21 protein-coding genes, 1 tRNA gene and 1 pseudogene are annotated in these 20065 nt (G+C 71.0%); 4 read left to right on the top strand and 19 right to left on the bottom strand.

Annotated elements, in window-relative coordinates:
• Positions 1-38: 38 nt before the first annotated feature.
• Complete coding sequence (locus ACLQ28_RS09140; protein WP_425685741.1) at positions 39-395, bottom strand: YkvA family protein; 357 nt, start codon at positions 393-395, stop codon at positions 39-41.
• A gap of 151 nt (positions 396-546) precedes the next feature.
• On the opposite strand from ACLQ28_RS09140, the pseudogene ACLQ28_RS09135 reads away from it, so the two are divergent.
• The 3 genes and pseudogenes from ACLQ28_RS09135 to ACLQ28_RS09125 all read left to right on the top strand — a co-directional run.
• A pseudogene (locus tag ACLQ28_RS09135) lies at positions 547-1628 on the top strand (SGNH/GDSL hydrolase family protein); the annotation flags it as partial.
• Positions 1620-2408: an SGNH/GDSL hydrolase family protein gene (locus ACLQ28_RS09130; RefSeq protein ID WP_425685831.1), complete on the top strand. Its 789-nt coding sequence runs from the start codon at positions 1620-1622 to the stop codon at positions 2406-2408. The pseudogene ACLQ28_RS09135 and the gene ACLQ28_RS09130, both read left to right, overlap by 9 nt.
• A gap of 77 nt (positions 2409-2485) precedes the next feature.
• On the top strand, positions 2486-3748 hold the full coding sequence (locus ACLQ28_RS09125) for an acetyl-CoA C-acetyltransferase (protein ID WP_425685740.1): 1263 nt from the start codon (positions 2486-2488) through the stop codon (positions 3746-3748).
• A 38-nt stretch (positions 3749-3786) separates the two neighbouring features.
• On the opposite strand, the gene ACLQ28_RS09120 is transcribed toward ACLQ28_RS09125, so the two are convergent.
• The 4 genes from ACLQ28_RS09120 to ACLQ28_RS09105 all read right to left on the bottom strand — a co-directional run bounded on the left by ACLQ28_RS09120 (position 3787) and on the right by ACLQ28_RS09105 (position 6056).
• Positions 3787-4107 carry a hypothetical protein gene (locus tag ACLQ28_RS09120; protein WP_425685739.1) on the bottom strand — a complete coding sequence of 107 codons (321 nt, stop codon included), beginning with the start codon at positions 4105-4107 and terminating at the stop codon, positions 3787-3789.
• A gap of 46 nt (positions 4108-4153) precedes the next feature.
• Positions 4154-4912 (bottom strand): Bax inhibitor-1/YccA family protein, encoded by a 759-nt coding sequence (locus ACLQ28_RS09115; protein ID WP_425685738.1) that lies wholly within the window; start codon positions 4910-4912, stop codon positions 4154-4156.
• 140 nt (positions 4913-5052) lie between these two features.
• Positions 5053-5868: a Bax inhibitor-1/YccA family protein gene (locus ACLQ28_RS09110; protein ID WP_425685737.1), complete on the bottom strand. Its 816-nt coding sequence runs from the start codon at positions 5866-5868 to the stop codon at positions 5053-5055.
• Positions 5869-5972: 104 nt separating this feature from the next.
• Positions 5973-6056: transfer RNA gene (locus ACLQ28_RS09105), tRNA-Leu, on the bottom strand.
• A gap of 100 nt (positions 6057-6156) precedes the next feature.
• Here ACLQ28_RS09105 and ACLQ28_RS09100 point away from each other — a divergent pair.
• A complete protein-coding gene (locus ACLQ28_RS09100; RefSeq protein WP_425685736.1) occupies positions 6157-8016 on the top strand; it encodes a hypothetical protein in 1860 nt (619 codons plus the stop codon).
• A 120-nt stretch (positions 8017-8136) separates the two neighbouring features.
• Here ACLQ28_RS09100 and ACLQ28_RS09095 read toward each other — a convergent pair whose 3' ends face one another.
• The 14 genes from ACLQ28_RS09095 to ACLQ28_RS09030 form a co-directional block, all read right to left on the bottom strand.
• A complete protein-coding gene (locus tag ACLQ28_RS09095) occupies positions 8137-9468 on the bottom strand; it encodes an NAD(P)/FAD-dependent oxidoreductase (protein WP_425685735.1) in 1332 nt (443 codons plus the stop codon).
• A gap of 102 nt (positions 9469-9570) precedes the next feature.
• Positions 9571-10131 (bottom strand): hypothetical protein, encoded by a 561-nt coding sequence (locus ACLQ28_RS09090; RefSeq protein ID WP_425685830.1) that lies wholly within the window; start codon positions 10129-10131, stop codon positions 9571-9573.
• A gap of 76 nt (positions 10132-10207) precedes the next feature.
• Entirely contained in the window at positions 10208-11650 is a 1443-nt protein-coding gene (locus tag ACLQ28_RS09085) for a DUF58 domain-containing protein (RefSeq protein WP_425685734.1), read from the bottom strand.
• Positions 11650-12657 (bottom strand): AAA family ATPase, encoded by a 1008-nt coding sequence (locus ACLQ28_RS09080; protein WP_425685733.1) that lies wholly within the window; start codon positions 12655-12657, stop codon positions 11650-11652. Before ACLQ28_RS09080 ends, ACLQ28_RS09085 begins: the two co-directional genes overlap by 1 nt.
• A complete protein-coding gene (locus tag ACLQ28_RS09075; RefSeq protein ID WP_425685732.1) occupies positions 12657-13241 on the bottom strand; it encodes a hypothetical protein in 585 nt (194 codons plus the stop codon). The genes ACLQ28_RS09080 and ACLQ28_RS09075 overlap by 1 nt, the downstream gene beginning before the upstream one ends.
• Positions 13238-14023, bottom strand: coding sequence for a DUF4129 domain-containing protein (locus ACLQ28_RS09070; RefSeq protein WP_425685731.1), 786 nt, complete (start codon positions 14021-14023; stop codon positions 13238-13240). Before ACLQ28_RS09070 ends, ACLQ28_RS09075 begins: the two co-directional genes overlap by 4 nt.
• Before the next feature lie 21 nt (positions 14024-14044).
• On the bottom strand, positions 14045-14785 hold the full coding sequence (locus ACLQ28_RS09065) for a uracil-DNA glycosylase (protein WP_425685730.1): 741 nt from the start codon (positions 14783-14785) through the stop codon (positions 14045-14047).
• Positions 14778-15464, bottom strand: a complete 687-nt coding sequence (locus ACLQ28_RS09060) for a dienelactone hydrolase family protein (protein ID WP_425685729.1) — start codon at positions 15462-15464, stop codon at positions 14778-14780. The genes ACLQ28_RS09065 and ACLQ28_RS09060 overlap by 8 nt, the downstream gene beginning before the upstream one ends.
• A gap of 212 nt (positions 15465-15676) precedes the next feature.
• Complete coding sequence (locus ACLQ28_RS09055) at positions 15677-16204, bottom strand: LppU/SCO3897 family protein (protein WP_425685728.1); 528 nt, start codon at positions 16202-16204, stop codon at positions 15677-15679.
• 130 nt (positions 16205-16334) lie between these two features.
• A complete protein-coding gene (locus tag ACLQ28_RS09050) occupies positions 16335-17357 on the bottom strand; it encodes an HAAS signaling domain-containing protein (protein WP_425685727.1) in 1023 nt (340 codons plus the stop codon).
• The gene (locus ACLQ28_RS09045) at positions 17354-17686 is read right to left on the bottom strand and encodes a PadR family transcriptional regulator (RefSeq protein ID WP_074316865.1); all 333 of its coding nucleotides are present in this window, start codon (positions 17684-17686) and stop codon (positions 17354-17356) included. The genes ACLQ28_RS09050 and ACLQ28_RS09045 overlap by 4 nt, the downstream gene beginning before the upstream one ends.
• Before the next feature lie 271 nt (positions 17687-17957).
• On the bottom strand, positions 17958-18119 hold the full coding sequence (locus ACLQ28_RS09040) for a hypothetical protein (RefSeq protein WP_425685726.1): 162 nt from the start codon (positions 18117-18119) through the stop codon (positions 17958-17960).
• A gap of 188 nt (positions 18120-18307) precedes the next feature.
• Positions 18308-18781, bottom strand: coding sequence for a hypothetical protein (locus tag ACLQ28_RS09035; protein ID WP_425685725.1), 474 nt, complete (start codon positions 18779-18781; stop codon positions 18308-18310).
• 344 nt (positions 18782-19125) lie between these two features.
• On the bottom strand, positions 19126-20055 hold the full coding sequence (locus tag ACLQ28_RS09030; protein ID WP_425685829.1) for an exopolyphosphatase: 930 nt from the start codon (positions 20053-20055) through the stop codon (positions 19126-19128).
• Between the last annotated feature and the right edge of the window lie 10 nt (positions 20056-20065).

Below are 20065 nucleotides of genomic sequence, written 5' to 3'. Positions count from 1 at the left end.
CCGGGCAGACGTTTCCTCGTCGACCAGCGTACGTGTCGTCAGGGCACCAGCCCCCCGGGGATGACCGAGCTGCGGCGGGCTTCCCACTCCAGGAAGCGCTCGGTTTCGGCGAGCACGCTGCCGGCCAGCCAGGTGACCATGACCGCGTCGTCGGCCAACCCGAAGATCGCCAGCGGGATCTCCGGGAGCAGGTCGATCGGCGAGACGATGTACGCCGTCGCCGCGGTCATCAGGGCCAGCCGAAGGCCGCCGTCGTACTCCCCTTTGGTCGTGGCCCGGATCATCCGGGGCAGCGCGGCCAACCGGGTGCCCAGCGATGGCCCACCGCGGGACCCGGCCGTCAGTGCCCGCGCCAGGGCCGCGAACGCCGCGCTGCGTTTCAGTGTCTTTCCCATCGTCGCGCTCCTCTCCGCCGGATCAGCGTGGCGGGTCGGCGCAAGTCGGCCGGCCTCTCCTGCACAGATACCCCGTCGCGTCGGTTTCCAGGCACCCCGGGTGCCGTCACGACGACAGCGGCGTGTCGGACCGGCGCGATAATGTCGTGGTATGGGGGTGGCTGATTCTGTCGTACCCAGTGCTGAGCGCTGGCGACAAGCCCGGCGGTTCGCCCGTCTGGCAGCGTTCGGGACGGGCGCCGCCGCGGCGGCCGCGGTGGCGACCGGTGGGGTGCTGCTCGGCCAGGCCCGGCAGGCCCGGCGCACCATCCCGATGGCCGAGGCACCGCCACCGCGCTGCGACGGGATCTACGGCGCGAAGTTCCCCGGCCCGGCGCTCAGCATGGTCGTGCTCGGTGACTCGTCGGCGGCCGGCTACGGGGTGCACCGCCGCCGGGAGACACCCGGCGCGCTGCTCGCCACCGGCCTGTCCCGTCGACTGCACCGGCCGGTGCAACTGCACCGCTTCGCGGTGGTGGGTGCCATCTCTGCGGCGCTGCGCCATCAGGTGGAGGCGGCGCTGGAATGCCGGCCCGACATCGCGGTGATCCTCATCGGCGGCAACGACATCACCAATCGCACCCCGCGCGGGTTGGCGGTGCGCTACCTCGTCGAGGCGGTGCACTCCCTGCGCGACGCCGGGTGCGAGGTGGTCGTCGGCACCTGCCCCGACCTGGGGGCGATCCGCCCGATCCAGCCGCCTCTGCGCTGGCTGGCGCACCGGTGGAGCCGCCAGCTCGCCGCAGCCCAGACGGTCGCGGTGGTCGAGGCCGGGGGGTCGACGGTCTCCCTCGGTGACCTGCTCGGCCCTCGGTTCGCGGCCGAGCCGACCCGGATGTTCGCCTGGGATCGGTTCCACCCCTCCGCCGAGGGGTACGCGATGGCCGCCGCCGCGCTCCTGCCGACGATGCTGTCCGTGCTCGGCGCAGGGCAGGAACGACGGGCCACACCGACGCGGGGCAAGGGCGTACGGTCGCTGGCGGAGGCCGCGCAGGAGGCGGCCCGGCACGCCGGCACGGAGGTAAGCGGCACCCAGGTCCGGGGCCACGACCGAGGGCCGGCCGGCCGGTGGGCGCAGTTGCGCCGGCGGGCGTTCTTCGGTGTCGGCGCGGTGCCGCAACACGGGCCCGCCTCGGACACCTCGACAGTGGAGGGACTGGCATGAACGAGCGCAGCGAGCGGGGCGTGACCGCCGGCCTCGCCGGCCGACTGGGTCGGGCGGCGGCATACTCGCTGCTCGCCGGCACCGTGGGAGGCGCCGCCGTCCTGGCCGCTGAAGCCTTTGCCGCCCGCCACCGACGCTACGCCCAACCGGAGTTGGGGCTGGCCCTGCGGGCCACGATCGGCCGGTCGGGCGCTCCGCCGCTGCGGCTGGTGCTGCTCGGCGACTCATCGGCACTGGGTGTGGGTGTCGACCGTCTCGAAGACACCATCGGCGGCCAATTGGCCAGCCTGCTCGCCGAGGGCCCGACCGGTCGGCGCGTGCACCTGTCCAGCGTGGGCGTCTCCGGGTCCCGCTCGACGGACCTGGCCACCCAGGTGGCCCGGGCCCTGCTTGGTGAACGGCCCGACGTGGCGCTGATCCTGATCGGCGCCAACGACGCCACCGGGCTGCGCCGACCCTCCGACGCTTCGGCCTATCTGGGCGCGGCGGTGCATCGGCTGCGCGAGGCGCGGGTCGAGGTGGTGGTGGGCACCTGCCCCGATCTCGGCGCGGTACGTGCCATCGCGCCTCCGCTACGCCAGGTGGTTGGCTGGGCCGGGCGTCGGATGGCCCACGCGCAGACCACGGCCGCGCTGGACGCTGGCGGCTCGGTGGTCGACCTCGCCACCGAGACCGGGCCGGTGTTCCGGGCTGACGCGGGGACGCTCTGCCACGACGGCTTCCACCCCTCTGCCGACGGCTACCGGGTGTGGGCGCACGCGCTGCTGCCGGCCATCGCCGCTGCGGCGACGGTCTCGACCCGCCGTTAGATCGTCCCGGCCAAGGTGACATTTCCCGCCGCGCAGGCTTCTTCCGCGCCATGTTACTGGCGGGTTAACGTTGGCCCATGCCGATTGAGTCGTCCCGCGATGCCGTCATCGTCGCCACCGCCCGCTCCCCCATCGGCCGGGCGCACAAGGGGTCCCTGCGCGGCGTCCGCTCCGACGACCTCGCCGCGACCATCGTCCAGGCCGCGCTGGACAAGATCCCCCAGCTCGACCCGACCACGATCGACGACCTGTACCTCGGATGCGGCCTGCCCGGTGGCGAGCAGGGCTTCAACATGGCCCGGGTGGTGTCCACACTCCTCGGTCTGGACACTGTGCCCGGCGCCACGCTGACCCGCTACTGCGCCTCGTCGTTGCAGACCACCCGGATGGCAATGCACGCGATCCGGGCCGGCGAGGGCGACGTGTTCGTCTCCGCCGGCGTGGAGATGGTCTCCCGCTACGCCCGGGGCAGCTCCGATGGGCTGCCTCCTGAGGCGCAGGCCCTGGTCGGCGGCAGTTGGGAGAACCCTCGCTTCGGGGCAGCCGGCGAGCGGTCGAAGCGCCGCGCGCAGGGCGACGCCGAGGCGTGGACCGACCCGCGCGAGGCCGGTGAGCTGCCCGACATCTACCTGACGATGGGGCAGACCGCGGAGAACCTGGCCCAGGCGTACGACGTGACCCGCGCTGACATGGACGCGTTCGGCGTTCGCAGCCAGAACCTCGCCGAGAAGGCCATCGCCGACGGCTTCTGGGCCCGGGAGATCACCCCGGTCACCACGCCAGACGGCACCGTGGTGAGCACCGACGACGGTCCCCGCGCCGGCGTCACCCTCGACGCGGTCGCCGGCCTGAAGCCGGTGTTCCGCCCGGACGGCCGGATCACCGCAGGTAACTGCTGCCCGCTCAACGACGGCGCGGCTGCCGTGGTGGTGATGAGCGCCCAGCGCGCCGAGGAACTCGGCCTCACCCCGCTGGCCCGGATCGTCTCCACCGGTGTGACCGCCCTGTCGCCGGAGATCATGGGTCTCGGGCCGGTCGAGGCGTCCCGGCAGGCGCTGCGCCGGGCCGGCATGACCATCGACGACGTCGACCTCGTCGAGATCAACGAGGCGTTCGCCGCGCAGGTCATCCCCTCTTACCGCCAGTTGGGCATCGCGGAGGAGAAGCTCAACGTGATGGGCGGCGCGATCGCGGTCGGTCACCCGTTCGGCATGACCGGCGCGAGGATCACCGGCACCCTGCTCAACGCCTTGGAGTGGCACGACAAGACCATCGGTCTGGAGACCATGTGCGTGGGTGGCGGTCAGGGCATGGCCATGGTGCTCGAACGGCTCAGCTGAGCCTGGGCCCGCTGGCCGCGACGCTCACCGAGTCGACGTCAGAGTGCGCTGCGGGTCGCCGTCACCTCGGCGGCGGCCCGCGCCAGCGCCTCGCCCCCAGCGCCGGCGGCCACCAGATCTGCCGCCACGACCCGCAACTGGTCGGGCAACGCCAGGTCGTTGTCGAGCCGGGGCACCACCCGCCGGGGTGCACCCTCGGCGTCGGCGGCAAGGTTGGCGATCTCCTGCACCAACCGGTGCACCAGGTCCGCGCGCGGCACGTTGCCTGTGGTCGCGACCGCTGCCCACCTCGGCGGTTGCCAGTGCCCGACCTGACGGACCAGCAACTGCACGGCCTGATCCAACTCCGCTGCGCTCATCGCCGCCGAGTCTACGGCTGGCACCGGCCACGCCACGGCGGGCCGGTCAACGGCGTAGGTAGCTGAGCAGCCGCAAGATCTGCCAGTAGAGGAAGACCAACCCGGTGAGCAGGCCGAACGCGCTCAGCCACGCGTACCGGCGGGGTCGGCCGTCGCGCACCGAGCGCTCGACGAGGTCGAAGTCGAGGATGAAGCTGAACGCCCCGGCGATGATGGCCACCACCGAGAAGGCGTACGGCAGCCAGCCGACCTCTCCACTGACGCTGTAGACCTCCAGCCCCGGCCGCCCGGAGATCAGGTACGACACCAGGTTGACCACGCTGAGCACGGCGATGCCGAGCAGGGTGCCGATCACCAGCCGCGCCAGCCGGGGCGTCGCCCGGATCACCCGGGCCCGGTAGAGCGCCGCCATGCCGAGGAAGACGCCGAAGGTGCCGGCCACCGCCTGCACCACGATGCCCGGGTAGACCTGCTCGAAGGTGCGGCTCGCCACCCCCAGCAGCAGGCCCTGGAGCACGGCGTAGCCGACGATCGGCGCCGGGTTGGTGATCCCCCGCAACGAGATGACCAGAACCAGCGCGATCGAGGCGAGCGCGCTGCCGGCCAGCGCGGCGCCAAGCCACGCCGCGTCGGGGACCACCGCCCAGGACACCGCCGCGGACACGCCGGTGACCAGCAGCAACCCCACGGTACGGGTCACCACGTCGTCGACAGTCATCGGCTCGACGTCGCGGGCACCGAGCACCCGGGCCTCCACCCGGCCGGTCTCGTCCAACCGGTTGAGCACCGGGTTGTTGCTGCGCACCGCTGCCTCCTCTTGCCCGCGTACCCCTCGCAGTCACTCTGCCCCGGGCGGACCGGCGGCGGCGGGGAAACGGCGCCGACGACGACGGCGCCCGCCCCCGCAAGAGCGGGAACGGGCGCCGATCGGCAGTGCGGACGAGGTCAGTCGTCGCCCTGGAAGTAGCTCAGCAGGCGCAGGATCTCAATGTAGAGCCAGACCAGGCTGACCAGGATGCCGAACGCGGCCGTCCAGGAGTAGCGCTGCGGCAGGCCCATCCGGACGCCGTCCTCGATCTCCTTGAAGCTGAGCACGAAGCTCAGCGAGGCGACCACGATGCAGACCACGCTGAAGCCGATCGCCAGCGGGCTGCCGTCGCGCAGGCCGGTGTTGACGTCGAAGAGGGACAACACAAAGTTGATCAGCATGACGGCGAAGAGGCCGACCATCGCGGCGATCATGCCCTTGACGAATGCCGGGGTGGCCCGGATGACCTTCGCCCGGTAGAGCATCGCCATCAGGAAGAAGATGCCGAAGCTGGCCACGGCGGCTTGGAGCACGATGCCGTCGTAGAAGGTCTCGAACGCCTTGCTGACCATGCCGACGAAGACGCCCTCGACGACCGCGTACGTGATGACGAGCGCCGGGTTGGCCATCCGGGAGAACGAGATGATCAAACCGAGGACCAGGCCGACCACCGCCGCGCCGATCCAGGCGGCACCGACCAACGCGTCGGGCACGAGCACCCAGGCTGCCGCAGCCGTGATGCCGAGGATGCCGAGCAGAGCGACGGTCTTGACGACGACATCGTCGACCGTCATCGGCGCCACGGTCGGCGGCGCGGCCGGGTATCCGGCCTGGGACGGGTACTGCTGGGGAATGCCGGGCTGTCCGTACGGCCCAGCCGGGGCGTACCCGGCGGCGCGCTCCCGCTCGGCCGCCTGGCCGAGCCGGGCGAGCACCGGGTTCGAGGTCTTCACTGTCTGGCCTCCCTCAGGGGGTCGTTTGCACGTGAACGTGCCCTCCAAGAGTAAACGGCGCAGCCAAGTCCTGGTGATCACGAATGAGAATGTGTCGAGCTGGTTGGTGCCCGGGGCGGGGGTCGAACCCGCATGCCTTGCGGCAGCCGCTTTTAAGGCGGCCGTGTCTGCCTTTCCACCACCCGGGCGGGCGGCACCGGCGCGCCGACACGCGCTGTGCAGTGTCACCGTAGCCGGTTAGCGGCGACCTGACGTACCCAGCAGGCCTGGCCACATAGGGTCGATGCCGTGAGCAGCGCAGCCCCCACGGCCCCCGACGCCGCCTCTGAACAGGCCTTCCGCCTCGCCCTCCGGGTCAACCGCCGACCTCGGGCCGCCCGCCTGCTGGCCGCCGTCAACCGACACCGGGCGGATCTGCTTGTCACTCTGATCTGCCTGGTGCTTGCCGGCTGGCTCACCCACGGGCTGTGGCCCGATCCGACCGGCCGCACCCTGGCGCTCAACCCGGAGGACCAGACCCTCTACGAGTGGTTCCTGGCGGTCGACGCCCGCGCGCTGCTCGGCGACTTCGACCTACTCAGCGACCGACTGAATGCGCCCGACGGCGTCAACCTGATGGCCAACACTTCGGTGATCGCGCTCGGCATCGTCTTCGCACCGGTCACCCTGCTGCTGGGCGCACCGGTCACCTTCGCGCTCCTCGCCGCCGCCAACCTCGCCGGCACCGCCCTCGCCTGGTACCTGCTGTTCCACCGCACGCTGCGCGCCCGCCGGCTCGCCGCCGCGCTCGGCGGAGGGTTGTGCGGGTTCGGCCCCGGCATGGTCTCGCAGACCAACAGCCACCTGCACATGACCGCCCAGTGGCTGGTGCCGGTGATCGTCTGGCTGGTGGTCCGCCTGCTGCGGGCGGCTGACCCGGGACCTGCGGCACCCGAAGCGGCCTGTCGCACCCGACCCGCGGGGCCAGATCGCCGACGAATGTTCACCTCTGCGGCGGGGCTGGCCGCGGCGGTCACCGCGCAGGTCTTCATCGGCGAGGAGGTGCTCTTCCTCGCCGCCGCCACGCTGCTGGTGATCGCGATCAGCTACGCCGTGGCAGACCGGGACCTGGCCCGGCGGGCGCTGCCCGGCTTCGCCGGTGGGCTGGCGATCGCCGCTGGGCTTGCCCTGCTGGTGCTCAGTTACCCGCTGTGGTTCCAGTTCGCCGGGCCGCAGGGTGTTGCCGACGGCCTGTTCGGCCCGGCCTACTTCTCAGCCGATCTAAGCAGTTGGTGGGCGGTCTCCCCACTGTCGGTGGCTGGCAGCGACGAATCCGCCCGGTTGACCACCGGTCCGGCTGAGTACAACACCTTCCTCGGCTTGCCCCTGCTGCTCGTCACCGTGGCCTGCGCGATCTGGGCCGGGCGACGCCGGTGGGTCTTCGCCTGCGTCGTGGCGGGCCTGGTGATGGGTGCGCTGTCGCTCGGCCCCGAGGTGGTGCTCGACGGCACCAGGACGGCGATTCCCGGCCCGTACGCGCTGATCCGCGGGCTACCGGTGGTCGACGGCGCGTTGCCGATGCGGTTCGCGCTGGCACTGCTGCCGATCGTCGCGACGCTGCTGGTGCTGGCCGTCGACCGGGCTCTGCGCGGCACCGGTCGGGCGCGGCGGTTGGTGCCAGTGGCCGTCGGCGCGGCGCTGCTGCCGATCTTCCCGACCCCCCTGCCGACCGCCGAACGGCCTGCCGTGCCGAAGTTCATCACCGGCGGGCACTGGCGGCAGTGCGTACGCCCCGGCGGGGTGCTGGTTCCGGTGCCGCTGCCGACGCCCGAGGAGCCCTGGCAGATGCGCTGGCCGACCGCCGCCAACGCCGCCTTCGGTCTGCCCGAAGGGTTCTTCATCGGCCCGTACGGGCGGCGCGGCACTGCGGCGATGGGCACCTTGAAGCAGCCCACCTCGGCTCTGTTGGCGGACGTCGCCCGGCGTGGCGACCAACCGGCCATCGGCGACGAGCAGCGTCGTCAAGCCACGAGAGACGCTGACTTCTGGAATGCCAGCTGCGTGGCGTTGGCCGACGACGCCCCGCACGCCGGCAGCCTCCGAGCCACCCTGGAGCAGCTCTACGGCCCAGCAACCCGAATAGCCGACGCCTGGATCTGGCGGGTCTGACAAACGCCAACGCCCCCACTCCGTCGACCGTGCACTTACTGCCCGGACAGGACGTGCCAACAGCCGCATAACGGCGTCCGGAAGTGCAAGATCGGCGGGGTGGGGGCGGGCAGGGCTAACTCAGACGCGGGGCGCGCCTACCGGCTGGGACGCCTCCACGAACTCCTCACGCGGGTCGTGCAGCTGGCCCAGGGAGACCACCTCACGCTTGAGGAAGAACGCCAACGACCAGTCCACCACCACGCGGACCTTGCGGTTGAACGACGGGATCCGGCTCATGTGGTACGTCCGGTGCATGACCCACGCCGGCCAGCCGGTCATCTTGATCCCGTACACCTGGGCGACGCCCTTGTGCAGACCAAGGCTCGCGACGCTGCCGACGTGCTTGTGCTTGTAGTTGACCGGCTCACGGCCCCGGATCACGGCCACGATGTTGTCGGCCATCCGGGCCGCCTGACGCACCGCGTGCTGCGCGCTCGGCGAGCAGAAGTTGCCCGGCTCCTTGGTCAGGTCCGGCACAGCGGCGCAGTCGCCGGCGCTCCACGCGCCCTCGACCACCTGGTCGCCGTCGACGACCTGGAGGGTGGGCAGGCAGGTGACTCGCCGACGGTCGTCGCGCGGGAAGTCGGTCGAGTCCAACATCGGGGACGGCTTCACGCCAGCCGTCCACACGATCGTGTCGGACCGGAAGCTGTCACCGTCGGAGAGCTTGACCACCCCGTCGACGCAGGACTCGAGCCGGGTGTCCAGCCGGATGTCCATGTTGCGCTTCGTCAACTGCTGGACGGTATAGGCGCCCATGTCCCGGTCGACCTCGGGCAGCACCCGCTGGGTGGCCTCGACCAGCACCCAACGAACCTCGTCCTGCTTGAGCTCGGGGTAGTAGCGCAGGGCGTCGCGAGCCATGTCCTCCATCTCGGCGAGCGCCTCGATGCCGGCGTACCCACCGCCGACGAAGGTGAAGGTCAGCGCCGAACGGCGGACGTCCTCATCCGGCGTGGCGGCTGCCACGTCGAGGCGGTCCAGCACATGATTGCGCAGGTAGATCGCCTCGCCGATGGTCTTGAACCCAATGCCCTGCTCGTGCAGGCCGGGGATCGGCAGGGTGCGGGAAACCGACCCCGGGGCCACGATCACGTGGTCGTACGTGATCTCCCGGGCCGGGCCACTGATCGGCTGCACGGTCGCCACCTTGCGGTCGTGCTCGATCCGCGTGACCGTGCCGGCCACCATCTTGCACCGGCGCAACTCCTGCCGCAGTGGCACCACGGAGTGCCGCGGGGAGATGTTGCCCGCCGCCGCCTCGGGCAGGAACGGCTGATAGGTCATGTGTGGCTGGGGATCCACAACCATGACCTCAGCCTCACGGGCGCTGAGCTTCTTCGACAGGCGCAGGGCGGCGTACAGACCGACATGCCCGGCACCAACCACAAGGATCCGCTTCGGATTCACGTTGTCTATCTTTCCCCGGCCTCCTCAGGTAATCCCGCTCGCGCCCCCCATCTGTGACGGAGCACAACCCCTGTGACCTGCGTAACTCTCATTTCACAGGGGTCACCGACGGCGCAGCAGCCAGCCCAGCAACGCTGCTGTCCCCACCGCCACCAGCAGACCCAGCACTGTCACCCACTGATATCCGGCGCCCCCGCCGATCCCTGTGGCCTGCAACAACAGCACCCCGAGCACCGCACTGCCCAGCAGGACGGCGGCCGACCGCGACAACCATCGGGTGATCAACTCGGGGTCCACCACCGCGTCGTACGGCAACAGCGCAGCCAGCGCGCAGAGGGTGTGCCCCAGGTAGAGCAGGGCAGCTACGGCGAGCAGCCGCCAGAGGGCGACCGGGCGGCCGTACCCGTCGGTGGCGACCAGCCAGCCACCAACCGTGACCAACGCCGTGAAGGTCGCCCAGACCCGGCGCGGACCGAACGCGGGGAACAGCGCGGCCACCGCCAGAAAGAGGAACGGCCGACCCGGAAGCACCTCGGCGGGAAAAGCCAGGACGAACCCGGCAAACACGGTGACGAAGATGCCGGCCCGAACCAGCAGCGGGGCAACGCTGATCCGGGCGACAGCGTTCTGGGCCGCCCGAACCCGCCCGGTCACGGCTTCGATCATCTGCGCCTACCCTCGTTCAACCCCGCCCGCCTCTCGTTCGCGACTGCGGGGCTCGCAAGCTCACTCCTCGCGCTCACCGGCCACCAACCCGAGGAGCCGTCGCCAACCGGGCCACGTCCCGCAGCACCTGGTCGAGACTGCCGGCACCGGCCCAACGCACCACCGGCACGCCGTGCTCCCGGAGTTGCCCGATCATGACCTCGCGATCCAAACGCCACAGCCGGTACGCCACCTCGGCCCAGGCCTGGTCCTTCGGCGACGCCAGGTCGGTCGGCAACGTGTCGACGGCCACCACGAACCGCCCAGCACGGGTCAGCCGGGCGAGCATCTGCGCCGACCGTTCGTCCAGCAGCGGGGTGAGCACCACCACCAACGCGTCCGAGGAGAGCAACTGCGGGCCGAACACCTGGTCGTACGGCTCGTGCGAGGACGACTGGACACGGATGTCGAGAAGCCACTCCAGGACGGTCAGGTACTGCCGACGCCCGGCAGCCGGACGAAGCCGGCGGGCTGCCGGCCCGTACTCCAGCAGGGAGACCCGGTCGCCGCGGTGCAGGTAGTGCTCGGCGATCGCGGCGGTGGCCCGGACGGTGGTGTCCAGCACCGAGGCGGCACCGCCCACCCCGCCGGATCGGCCAGCCTCAGCGAGCACGTCGAGCAGCACCACCACCTCCGCGTCACGGTCGGAGAGAGTGGAGGCCACGTGCAGTTGCCGGGCGCGCAACGACACCCGCCAGTCGATGCGGCGCAGCCGGTCCCCGGGGCCAAAGATCCGTACGCCGGCCAACTCGCCGCCCTCACCAGGCCTGCGGGAGTGGTGCGCCCCGACCAGGCCGGCGGCGCGGGGCATGGCCTCGACCGCCTCGAACGGCTCGGTACGCGGGTACACCCGCACCCGGACCGGCTCGCTGATCACCGCTCGGGAGACCAGCAGGCCGCCCGCCGTGGCGACCCGGGCACCGGCCGGGCCGACCGGGTGCCGGCCCCAGCGCAGGGCACGGCCGGCCAGTTCCAGGTCCACCGCCAGACCGGTGGGCACCGACGTCACGAACGGCCGATCCGCAATGGAGCGGCCCGTGCCGCTGGCCGGTGTATCTGCGCCGGTCGGCGTGGTTGCCGTGGGTGGCACGTCGTCGGCGGTCTGGTCTTGGGCGAAACCGGCTCGGTCGACGCGCAACCACGGCGACACGCGGGAACGCACCACCACCAGGTCGTAGTCGACGATGTCCGGGTTGCCGACACTCACCGCCGCCGTCACCTCGCCGCCCTCGACCAACGGCCCGTCGTCACCCGGGGTGATCCACACCTGCGGCAACGCCGTGGGCCGCCGGCGCAGCGCGTACGCGGTGCCCAGCGCGAACGGGGCGGCGAGCACAATCAGGTCGACCCGCCCCAGCAGCACCCCTGCCACCAGCAGCAGGCCGGCAAGCAGCACCGCCCGGCCGAGCGCCCGGGTGGGTGCCCAGCCGGCAGCCGGTTCCGGCTCGGTGGCCCTCGACACGGTCGGTCCCACCATCAGTGCCGCGGCCCGCCGGCGGCGTAGCTGGGTAGCGCGCCACTCGCCGGGGCCGGGGTGGCCTCCAACACCTCGCCGACCACGAACGCCGGATCGACGCGGCGCAACCACATCTCCGGGCGCAGGGTGATCCGGTGGGCCAGGGCGGGCGCCGCCACCTCCTTGACGTCCTCCGGCACCACGTAGTCCCGTCCGCCGAACACCGCGCGGACCCGGGCCAGCAGCAGCAGCGCCAGCGAACCGCGAGGCGAGGCTCCGACCAGCACCGACGGGTGCTCACGGGTGGCCGCGGTGAGGGACACGATGTAGTGGCCGATGGAGTCCTCCACCACCACGTCCTCCAGTGCGGCCTGCATCGCCCGGAGCGTGGCCGCGTCGACCACCGCCTTGATGTCCGCCTCCTCGCGGCGGCGGCTCATCCGCCGGCGCAGGACCTCCCACTCCTCTTCGTGCTGCGGGTAACCGAAGGAGACGCGCAGGAGGAAGCGGTCCAGTTGCGCCTCGGGCAGCGGGTACGTGCCCTCGTACTCGATCGGGTTGGCGGTGGCCAGCACGTGGAACGGCTCGTCCAGCTTGTAGGTCACGCCCTCCACCGAAACCTGCTTCTCCTGCATTGCCTCCAGCAGCGCGGACTGGGTCTTCGGCGGCGTCCGGTTGATCTCGTCGGCGAGGAGCAGATTGGTGAAGACCGGCCCGGCCCGGAAGGTGAAGTCGCCGTTGCGCTGGTCGTAGAGGAACGAGCCGGTGACGTCGGCGGGGAGCAGGTCGGGGGTGAACTGCAGCCGCCGGAAATCCAACCCGAGTGCCTGGGCGAACGATCGTGCGGTGAGCGTCTTACCCAGCCCGGGCAGGTCCTCCAAGAGCACGTGGCCGCCCGCGAGGATGCCGGCGAGGACCAGCTCCAACGCGTCCCGCTTGCCGACCACGACGGTGCCGACCGCGTCCAGGACCGCCCGAGCCAGGTGGCCGACCTCGGCGGGGGCAATGCTCCGGTCCACGTCGTTCATCAGATCTTCTCCAGTTCGGCGACGATCACCGCGAGGTCGCGCGGCGACGGGGTGCGGCGAGGTGGGGTCTCCAGGAACGTCCACAGCCGGTCACCCAGCAGGACACGCGCACGGGCCGGATCCGACTCGCGGGTGACGCCGTGCTTCAGGCGCATCCGCTCGTCGGCCAGTTCACCGATCCGGGGAAGGACCACCTCGGTGAAACGTTCGGGTCGGGAGTTGGACCAGTCCAGTGGCCATTCCCAGCGGTTGATCGCGGACCGCAGAGCGTCCCGCGCACCCCAGTTGTAGCTGCCGTCCTCCTCGCCCGTCGCGGCCCGGCCACCCGCCGGCGGCGGGGGTGGCGGCGCGAGCAGGGCGGTGACCCGGCGGACCGCCAGCACGGCGAGCACCCCAGCGATGAGGACGGGCAGCGAGACCTGGAGGCCGACCGCGCGCAGGCCGACGAGCAGCACCGCGACCACGCCGGCGGCCCACGCGAGCGAGCGCAGCACCGGGCCGACCCGGGAGCCGCGCGCCTGCGTGCCCGCCGGTGCCGCCTCCTCCTCGAAGGTGAGCAGATCGTCGATGCTGGTGCTGCTCATGTGGTCACCACCGCTGACAGTTCGCCACGCAGGCGGCGCAGCGCGGCGCGGGCCTGGTCTCGGGTGCGCTCGCCGACCGGGCGGGTAGCGTACCGGGCTTCCCGGTAGACGTGCGCGAACTCGGCCAGCACGTCGGTGCTGACGATCGCCGGCACCCCGGCCGCCGGGTCACCGCGCAGTAGCCGGCTGACCAGGTCGGTGGGCGTGTCCCCGGCAAGCCTCGGCACACCGGCTGCGGCGGCGGCCTCCTCCAGGCGCACCCAGCAGGCGATCACCGCGACCCGGGGATCGGTGTCGGTGTCTTCGAGCTCCACGAGGCCGGCGTCGAGGGCGGCGACCACGTCGCGGGCAGTGCCCTCGGCCGAACGGCGGGCCCGTTGCGCAGGCAGCGAACGGATGGCCCGGCGACGTCGGAAGCCCCGCAGCAGGATCCAGGCGAGGTAACCGAGCGCCGCGAGGATTGCGAGACCGAGCAGTACGATCGCCACGGTCGAGATCCACTGTGGAACGTGGGCCTGAGTGACCTCACCGGCGTTGCGCGGCTCGATCGGAATCGACGGCGGCGGCTCGGCGGTCGGGTACTCGGGCACCCAGGGAACGTTTTCCGCTGGCGGGATCCGGCTGGCCCCGATCGATGAGTGGGCTGCCGACAGCGCGGCACCAACAAGCAGCGCGCCGACCGCGCCCACCGGCCACCACCGACGAAGCAGGCCCAGCGCCGGGCGCAACACCCCCGGTTCGGCTACCTCGGACGGCGTGGGCGGGCGTGTGTGCTCTGTCATCGCCACCACCCCACGGATGTCTCAGTCCACTCCGGCCAGCTGCTTGGCCTGGCCGAAGACGTCGTCCAGCATCTCTGGTGTCAGCCGCCCCGTAAAGGTGTTCTGCTGGCTGACGTGGTAGCAGCCCAACAAGTCCGGAGCGTCCGTGCCGGACCAGTGTGCCCCATGACCGAACGCCGGTCGCGGGCTGGGCGGGCGCTGCCCGTACACCTGGCGGAGCACCGGCCACCACGCTGCCCAGGCGAATGCGCCGAGCGCGACAACGACGCGCAGGGTCGGCCGGATCAGTGTGACCTCGCGGTGCAGCCAGGGTGCGCAGGTGTCCCGTTCCTGCGGAGTCGGCTTGTTGTCCGGGGGTGCACACCGGACGGCCGAGAAGATCCGCAGGTCCCGCAGGGCGAGCCCGTCGTCGGCGGCGACGCTTGTCGGCTGGTTGGCCAGCCCGGCCCGGTGCAGCGCGGCGAACAGCACGTCACCCGACCGATCACCGGTGAAGATCCGGCCGGTGCGGTTGCCGCCGTGTGCGGCGGGTGCCAGCCCGAGGATGGCGATCCGTGCGTCGCCGGTGCCGAAGCCCGGCACTGGCCGGCCCCAGTACTCCTGGTCGCGGAACGCCGCCCGGCGGGTGCGGGCGACCTCCTCCCGCCAGTCGACCAACCGGGGACAGGCGAAACAGTCGCTCACCGCCGCGTCGAGGTCAGCCAGGCCGGTCGCCCGCGCTGCGTGGGCGACCACCTGCTCGGGGGTACGTGACTCAGCCAAGCTTGGCCCGGAAGAGTTCCAGGGTGCGGGCCCAGGCGCTGGCGGCGGCGCGCTGGTCGAACGCCTCCGGCCGGTCGTCGTTGAAGAAGGCGTGCGAGGTGCCCGGGTAGTCGTAGAGGTGGCAGTCGCCGCCAGCCTCCTCAATGGACCGACGGGCTGTTTGTACGCCCTCGTCGGTCGAGGTGCCGTCCTCTTCGGAGCAGTGGATGACGGCGGTCTTGCCGGCGTAGTCGACCCAGTCGGGGTGCATCGACTCCCAGGGCAACACGGGATAGAAACCTGCGGTGGCGACGATCCGGTCGGAGATGGTGGCCGACCAAAGGGCAAGACTGCCCCCGGCGCAGAAACCCACCGCACCGACCTTGCCGGTGACCTCGGGCCGCCCGGCGAGATAGTCGGCCGCGCCAGCGATGTCCTTCGCGGCCTCGTCCATCCGCATCGCCATCAGCAACCGCTGCGCCTCGTCCGGCTCGCTGGTCGTCTCACCGTGGTAGAAATCCGGGGCGAGGGCGACGAATCCGGCCTCGGCGAACCGGTCCGCTACCGACCGGATGTGCGGGACCAGGCCCCACCACTCTTGGATGACGATGACGGCGGGGCTGGCCATGCCGCTGGCGGGTATCGCGAGATACCCCTCGCTCGTGCCGCCGTTGCTGCGGTAGCTCACCATTTCGCCCATGGGCCGTCCTCCTAGCGGTCAGTCATCGTTGGCTGGTCGCCCAGTGGTCCTAGTGCCGGTAGCCTGCCATGCCGCGCCGCCGCCGGGAAGACGCCGGAACAGTGGCATTCACCTCCCGTTTGCCCGCCGGTGACTCCGGGTACGCCGACGGCGGCGGGGTAGGCTCCCGCCGCCGTCGATGTCGTTCTGCCGCTCCGGTCAGGCCTTCTTGGTCAGGCCTTCTTGGTCAGGCAGAGCACATAGCCCGTCTTGCCCGGCTCGATGCTGTAGAAGACGTAGAACTCATCGCCTTCCTTGAAGAACTGGCTGCAGGCGGTGTCGGCCTTGGCCTGGGTCTCCGTCTGGTCGTTCACCCGGCCGACCACGTTGTACGCGGCCTCGGTGGAGGTGCACCCCACGACCTTGGCGTCGTCGACCTCCTCCTCCTCGGTGCCGGTGACCTCGGGCATCTCGGCGATGCAGTCGCCCGCCTTGGCTGCGGCGGTCTCGTCCTTGTTGAAGTAGCTGCCGATCGCCGAGGCGACACCGAACTTCAGGCCGGCGACGACGACGAACACGAGGACCGCGCCGACGATCTTGAGGGCCTTCTTCCCACCGGACCTCTTCGCCTCCTGCTCGGTCGGCTGCGACGCCGCCGCCTGCGGCTCAGCCGGCTGCGACTCCGCCGGCTGCGGCGTCTCGACAGCCGACTCAGATGGTGCGGCGTCGGACACGGGGGGCGGTGCGACCTGCTCTGACACGGGGGTTCCTTCCGAGGGGTTGATGAGCAGACGACACCGTAACGATCATTGATTTTCGGTGCCGTCCCGCTCGCCTCGTCCGTTCAGCTATTTCCCAGCTTCGCCTGCATGATCCAGTTCACACCGTGACTCAGCTCGTCGCCGTGGGGGTCGGTTCGCCCGTCGCGGTCGGGCCTGCCGGGGGTCCACCGGTGGCCGTCCCGGTCGGGGTCGGCGTGGTGGTCGGGTCCGGGGTGCTGGTCGGGTCCGGAGTGGTGGTCACGCCGGGCACGGCGGTGGGTGGTTCGGAGGGGATCGGCCCGCCCGGGGCGCGGGGCGCGAAGGGCGCCTGCTCCGGGCAGTACGGGTACGCCCGCAGCGTCTGCTTTACATAGGCGCCCTGCAAGCAGTCCGGGTAGCCGAGCCGGATCGGGTTGCCGTTCTGGTCGAAGAGCCGAGCGTTCTCCACCAGGCGGCCCTCGCTGTCGTAGACGAAGACGTCCCGGATGCGGTCGTACTGGCTGTCGACCGAGGTCTGGTCATAGCCGTAGTCGCCGTAACGCATCCGGTCCTCGGCCTGCATCAGAGCGGCGAACGCGAAGACCACCAGCACCGCGCTGCCGACCTGCACCGCCGAGCGCGGCCAGCGGGCCAACCGCCCGGAACGGCGGCCGATCCAGATGGAGACGAGCAGGAAGCCGACCAGCATGATCAGGCCGGCGAGCAACTCGCCGCCGAACCGGGGCAGCAGCCCGAAACTGCCGCCGGTGCTGATCACCGTGACCAGCATGGCCGCCAAGTAGCCCCGGAGCACCCACCAGCCGGGGCGCAGCAACCGGAGGAAATCGCTGGCCGTCGCGTACCCCAGGGGTGGGCCGAGTCGGGTGTCGAGCGCGTGCAGCCGGCTGCGGACCCGGACCACCGCGGTCGCGACCCGCTGGTCGAGATTGCGCCCACTGCCCGGGGCGGCGCCGGCTGCGGCGCGCATCTCGGCGGCGTACGTCTCGGGCTCGCCCAGCCGCTCGACGAGGGTGCCCTCGGCCTCGGCAGCGACCTCGGTGAGGTGGTCGGCAAGATCCTCGGTCAGCTCATCGCGTTGCGAGGGCGGCAGGTCGGCCAGAGCGGCCCGGACCCGCGCCACGTAGTCGGTGATCTCCTGCTCCGTGACGGTCATGCCGCCATCCCCCGATCGTCGAGCAGACTGTCCATGGTGGTGGCGAATGAGCGCCAGAGCTTGCCGGAGCGGGTCAACTGGTCACGCCCTGCGGCGTTGAGTGAGTAGTACTTACGGTGCGGCCCAGATTCGCTCGGCACGACGTACGTGGTGAGCAGGCCCGCGGCGAAGAGGCGGCGCAGCGTCCCGTAGACCGAGGCGTCGCCGACCTCCTCCAGGCCGGCCTCGCGCAACCGGCGCAGGATGTCGTAACCGTAGCCGTCCTCCTCCCGGAGCACGGCCAGGACGGCCAGGTCGAGCACGCCCTTCAGCAACTGTGTGGTGTCCACGCATTGCACACTACTGTGCAATGCGAAATACCGTCAACGGAACCCGCCGGACAGCCCCGGAGTCGATCCCAGCAAACGCCCTAGGGTCTGTGTCAAAGCCCTCGGTTGAGCCGAGGCGGAGTCCAGGCGGCGGTCCGGCAAGGCGGAAGTTCGTCCGGATACCGGTGTTGTATCCGGACGAACTTCCAACGCGGCCGGTCGTCGTCTGGGCCCGCCGCAGGCCGGCCAGGGGCTTTGACACAGGCCCTAAGACCGTCGTGTCGGTGATCGGTCAGTCGGTTTCGCTTGGGTGGCCGGTGCCGGCGTAGGTGATCCACGCGGTACGGCGTTCGTCGTCGACGAGGTACCAGATTCTGCCGCCACCGGTGACCTCATACTGCCAACGCTCGTGCGACTGGCCCTTCCAGACACCGGTGGCCAATGAGCCTTTCAACCGGTGATGCCGATCCGGTGAGCCGGGGCCTCTGGGGGCCGCACGGATGGCGTCATGGGCCCTCCGCAGGTTGGCTGGCACCTGCCGCGCCAGGTGCTCCCAGCCATCCACGGCCGCAGAGTTGGCGAAACGCAGATCAAACTCGCCACCAACGGGAGGCGGGGCGGCTCGATCGCCGCGCCTGGGACTCATCGCTCACCGGCCGGAGTCGTCGCCGGACCGAAATCACCCTCCGGCTCTTTGAGCAGAATCTCCAGCAGGACCGGGTCGGCGTACACCTCGGCCGTGTGCCGCCACTGCTCCAGCAACACCGCCACCGGCGACAGATTCGCCAACGACGCCGCGCCCTGGGAGACCGCCACCAACTCCGAGAGAAGCTGATCCAGATCTGCCTCCGGCAGGAAGGTAGCCCACGGCAACGCCTCGCCGAGCACCCGGCGCACCACGTCCAGCGGCTGCGAACGAACCAGACCAGCCAGCAATCGCGCGGTGAAGTCGACCACCACACCGTCACGCTCCATCTGATCCACCCGCATCAGGGCGAGATCACCGGCATCCCTACGGCGTAGCCGCAACGCACGCACCACGTTCAACCGGTCTGCGGTCGCCCCGGGACGGTGCAGAAACTCGCTGAACGGCAGATCCTCGTAGGCTGCAACCATGACATCCACACTACCGTGGAGGTCGGCCATTCGCGGCGCCGAGTCGATGCCCGTACCCACCAGTTCAAAAGCTTGACTGTCGTCCGTCTGACATCCTGGCTGCCAGACCAGGGGTGCCAGAAGCCGGTCGAATCAGCGTCGGACCCCCTGGCCGTCCAGCCCCACGAATCGGGCGAACAGGTCGGCCGGATACGGATGCGGATGCGGATTGAGCTTGATCAAGCAAAGCTCCGCAGCCCGGATAGAGATCGACACAGGATCGCCGATGTTGCGGTATCCGGTTGGCCGGATACCGCTATGTCGGCGAGCTGGAGTCGATCAAGGTCATGCGCTGCGCTTTTGGCCTACTGGAGGCTCCAGGCGATGCCGTCGAGGATGTCGTGCTCCGAGGCGACCACCGACGGCATCCCGGCCCGCTCCATGATCACGCGAAGCACCAGCGCGCCCGCGCCGATCACGTCAGCCCGGCCCGGGTGCATCACCGGGACCGTCAACCGCTGCTCACGGGTCTGACCCAGCAGCTCCGCGGTCACCTGAGCGACAGTCTCGTACGACACCCGGGCGTGGTGGATGCGCTCCGGGTCGTACTCCCGCAGGCCCTGAGCGATGGCGACCACGGTGGTGACCGACCCGGCGAGGCCGACCAGGGTGGCCGCCTCGCGGCCGGGCACCACGGCGAGCGCGCGGTCCACCGCAGCCGCGATGTCGGCCTGCGCCGCCGCGACCTGCTCGGGCGTTGGCGGGTCGCCGGGCAGGTGCCGCTCGGTCATCCGGACACAGCCGATGTCCACCGAAATCGCCGCGCGCACCCCTTCGGCCCGGTCACCGACCACGAACTCGGTGGAACCGCCGCCGATGTCGACGACCAGAAATGGCTCCTTCGCGTCGGCCGGCAACCCGCGCACCGCGCCGGTGAACGACAGCCGGGCCTCCTCGTCGCCGGTGACCACCTCGGGCGCGACGCCGAGGGTGCGCTGCACCATCTCGGTGAAGTCGGCGGCGTTGGCGGCGTCCCGGGAGGCCGAGGTGGCGCACATCCGCACCCGTTCGGCGCCCAGCTTCTCGATGTCCGCGGCGTACGACGCCAGCGCCACCCGGGTCCGTTCGATCGCCTCCGGTGCCAGCCGGCCGGTGCGATCCACACCCTGCCCGAGCCGGACGATCTCCATCCGCCGGGTCAGGTCGACAAGCGGCGTCTGCGAACCCGCCGACTCCTCCGGCAGGTCGGCGACCAGCAGTCGGATCGAGTTGGTCCCGCAGTCGATGGCCGCCACACGCGTCGTC

It is taken from the genome of Micromonospora sp. DT201 (assembly GCF_049841575.1).
Taxonomy (GTDB): Bacteria; Actinomycetota; Actinomycetes; order Mycobacteriales; family Micromonosporaceae; genus Micromonospora.
The sequence above is the reverse complement of the archived record's forward strand: the minus strand, read 5'-3'. Positions and strand labels throughout refer to the sequence as shown.